The organism is Pseudoalteromonas sp. SWYJ118 (genome assembly GCF_015864505.1).
GTDB classification, from domain to species: domain Bacteria; phylum Pseudomonadota; class Gammaproteobacteria; order Enterobacterales; family Alteromonadaceae; genus Pseudoalteromonas; species Pseudoalteromonas arctica.
The window spans coordinates 1-3412 of sequence record NZ_JADYXC010000054.1 but is presented as its reverse complement, the minus strand read 5'-3'; the positions used below and the strand labels follow the sequence as shown (position 1 = coordinate 3412).

Below are 3412 nucleotides of genomic sequence, written 5' to 3'. Positions count from 1 at the left end.
TATCTTTTAGGTATTCCTCAGAAAAAAGTTTAACACGCAAAGTTAGTACTTTTATCTCATTTTTATTTTGCGGGTTTACATCTACTCTAATGCCAATTTCGCCCTCGTTAAAATAGGGCGGGGCCTCTTTATCGCACGAAAAACGTGAGCCAAAAATAGTGGGCATATACGCCTCACCAAAGTAATGGGGATTTTTTGGATTAAATGCATACAATTGATTATTTACTTTACTTATATCCCAGTTGCCTTTAATTACAGCCCCATTAACCCAAAGCGTTTGAGTAAATGGCGTTTTAGAGCGGGATTCGTTGGCCTCTCTCTTAATTTTTTTCATTTCTTCACCGTAAGTAACTCTAATATCATCTTCACTAAAGGCTATGGTTTCATTAAACTCGAACTGAAGTTCATCTGCTCTGTGTTTGCCAGTGCTAGAAAAAAGGCCGAGACCTATTTCATCCCAAAAGTAAACGTCGTTTGCTAAGTGAGTGACTCTGTCGTATGGGCCGAGTATTTTAACCCATTCATCAATGCTGGTATTAAAGACAAGTGATTGGTCTTTATAGGTTAAATTGCAGCCATTAACTTGAAAGTCACTTCCTTCAGGAGAGGCCGCTTGTATTTTTTCAGCGGGCGCTAATAATGCAGTAACGGTGCTCACTGTCACTTTATCGCACCCAGCTAGCGTTAAAGCGAGTGATATAAATATAAGTTGCTTAGTTAAAGTAGTCATAAACATCTCTAAAAAGGGTGGTGAAGTTTGATTGTGATTGATCTTATTTATTTATGTATTTCAACAGCAGCGATTGCTTCTTCATCATTATCGCGCTCAAAGTTTAAGTTAAATTGACCTTTACGCGTAATGGTAAAAATAGCACGTTGCCAATCTTCCGCTTCGTTTTTAATAGCGTGGTCAAATAACGTTTTAAATAATTCAGTTATATTTTCAGATACAGCAATTGCATGCTCTGTTTCGTCATCTGCTTTTATAAAGTGGGCTTTACACTCAACCACAGCATTATTCTCGCAATCTAAAATAAGCTGAGCTTCAAGCCATGGCGCATCTATTTGCTGGTAAAGGTACTGACCAAGTTGTTGCGGGATGTTTTTAATGTCAGGCTGCATTGGCTGTCCTTAACGCTCAGGTTTATTACGTATTAAATCATTGGCTAGCATTGGATGTGGCGTAAGTTGTGATTTGGTTATACCAAGTAAGTTTGCCACTAACGCATGCTCTAAACACCAGTAGCCAATGTAATAATCAGTATATTCAAATTCACAATCACATTCATGGTTGCCGTGCCAGTCTGCATCATCAAGTTGGGCATACCACTGAGATATAAATTGGTTTAACTTCTGTGCTTGCGTATTTTTATCAAGACTAAAGGCGTCAAACAAACACTGGTAAACATCAGGGTAATAGAGGGTCTTTGCCATAGGGCGCTGTGAATCACCGAGCTTTACGGCTATAGCATCAAATAATGCATCTTTACCTTGTTCACCAATGACATCAAGCGTTTTATTAATATGCTCAGTGGGCGCGTCGCAGGCAACTAGCAACGACAGCCACCAAAGCGTATAAATATAGCGATTTATATTCGCAGAGCCACACGCCTCGCCGGCGCCGCCAAGTTGCTCAAAATCAACACGGTAAAACTGATGGGGTTGTGGAATGTTATCAGCTACCGACGTGAGCTGTTCACGATAAGGTAAAATAGCGAGTACAAAAGGGCGTAATTCATCAATAGAGGCACCATAAGAATAATGCGCTACAGCACGCATAATCGCTAGTTGAAACAGTCTCTGAGCCACATCAACGCGCTGAGTAGGGGAGGTAAATACAGCGTCGTCGAGTGCGGCTTGTGTTTCAGTTAGCGCTTCATCAAGGTCACTAATAAGTTCGTGAAAATAGTCAGCGTCCTTACGGTTATCACGTAGCATTCATGTCATCCTTTAAAGTGAGCTAAATCTTTAGGGTAATACGGGTGGTCAATAAAACTGCTGTCGTCAATATTATAAAGTTTAACGACTAAAGCCGAACCCCAGCACCAGTAGCCAATGTAAGCATCCGTATCCATTAAATGATAATCAGGGCTTCCTTCGGCTTTATACCATGCATCGAGATATGCTTTCACTAATTCAGGTCGCTGCTCGGGTGACCCTTCAATAACGTTATATAATTTACCAAAACGTTTTTTGAATAACGGTATTGTTGCAGCTTGGCGTTCACTATCTCCCATCGCGATAGCAAGGTTATCGAGTAAAGCATCTTGTCCTTGATTAGCGATAAGCTCTAATGTTTTTAGGTAATAGTCTTCACCCATGGCCAAGCAGTAGGCAAAGGTAAGCCAAATAATTGTGCGTCTTAAATCATCTTCGTGTAACTCCTCCCAATCGATACGATTTTTTTGTTCATTTGCAGGTAAGGCGTCAGCATAGTCTTTTTGCCATTGACGGTATTTAAGTGCTTCAAGTAAGTGAGGTTTGAGCTCAGTTAAATTGTCTCCGCGGGAGTAGCGTTCGTGAAGTAAACGAACTACATAATCAACCAACCCAAAAGATAATTTCATTTTAACTTCTGTAGAAAACTCTTTATTATGCTTAACATCATTTAAGTAATCATCGATAGTTTCTGTACTAAATTCTACTTGTTCATCAAAGTAGGCTTTACTTTTTAATTTATCTCTTAACATTTCTACTCCTAAAACCCTTGGGGTGTCCCAATGATATTACCTAGTTTATTTAGCTCTTTAACTAATAAATTACCGTCAGGTGTATTGCGAATTAGTATCTTTTCAACTGAGCCGTCATTTGTACGTATTGCTTTCAAAATTTTTGCTCGTTCTTTCCTACTTAGCCCTGCTTTTTGTAAGCGTTTATCAGTAACCCAATCATCACTCATTTGCTTGCCGTCTATGGCAAGCTGTGGCAGCAGTAGGTCGTATTGCCAACTTGTTGATATTTCATGAATAGTAAACTGACTATTTAATAGCACTTTTACTCTTTAAGCGCAGCGTCTCTTAACCTCTTTGTGAATAATTCATTTAAAATATTTTTTGCACAAAGAGAAAAGAATGAGAAGTAAATGAGGGCGTTAACCATAAAAAACAGTCATTATGTGAAAGGTTAGGCGCTAATTTTTAGCGCCTAACTCCACAACATCCATGTTGTTAAAGAGTGGGTTAAATTAATATTTAATGTGTTTGAACAGCGGATATTAATTCTTCGTCATTATTATCGCGCTCAAAGTTTAAGTTAAACTGGCCTTGTCGAGTGATAGTAAAAATAGCGCGTTGCCAATCCTCAACTTCATTTTTAATGGCGTGGTCAAATAACGTTTTGAATAATGCTGTCATATTTTCAGATACAGCAATTGCATGCTGTGTTTCGTCATCTGGTTTAATAAAGTGAGCCT

The 3412-nt window shown here is 38.9% G+C and carries 5 protein-coding genes and 1 pseudogene; all 6 read right to left on the bottom strand.

From position 1 onward, the window contains the following. On the bottom strand, positions 1 to 730 hold a 730-nt coding region (locus I6F48_RS21095; RefSeq protein WP_197120237.1), incomplete at its 3' end, for a DUF7738 domain-containing protein. A 47-nt stretch (positions 731 to 777) separates the two neighbouring features. After that, positions 778 to 1122, bottom strand: a complete 345-nt coding sequence (locus tag I6F48_RS21090; RefSeq protein WP_165729595.1) for an immunity protein YezG family protein — start codon at positions 1120 to 1122, stop codon at positions 778 to 780. A 9-nt stretch (positions 1123 to 1131) separates the two neighbouring features. Beyond that, positions 1132 to 1938, bottom strand: a complete 807-nt coding sequence (locus tag I6F48_RS21085) for a PoNe immunity protein domain-containing protein (protein WP_165729596.1) — start codon at positions 1936 to 1938, stop codon at positions 1132 to 1134. Between the two features lie 5 nt (positions 1939 to 1943). Then, positions 1944 to 2690 (bottom strand): PoNe immunity protein domain-containing protein, encoded by a 747-nt coding sequence (locus tag I6F48_RS21080; protein WP_165729597.1) that lies wholly within the window; start codon positions 2688 to 2690, stop codon positions 1944 to 1946. An 8-nt stretch (positions 2691 to 2698) separates the two neighbouring features. Continuing rightward, on the bottom strand, positions 2699 to 2992 hold the full coding sequence (locus tag I6F48_RS21075; protein ID WP_165729593.1) for a hypothetical protein: 294 nt from the start codon (positions 2990 to 2992) through the stop codon (positions 2699 to 2701). A 199-nt stretch (positions 2993 to 3191) separates the two neighbouring features. Further along, positions 3192 to 3412 (bottom strand): annotated as a pseudogene (locus I6F48_RS21070) (immunity protein YezG family protein); the annotation flags it as partial.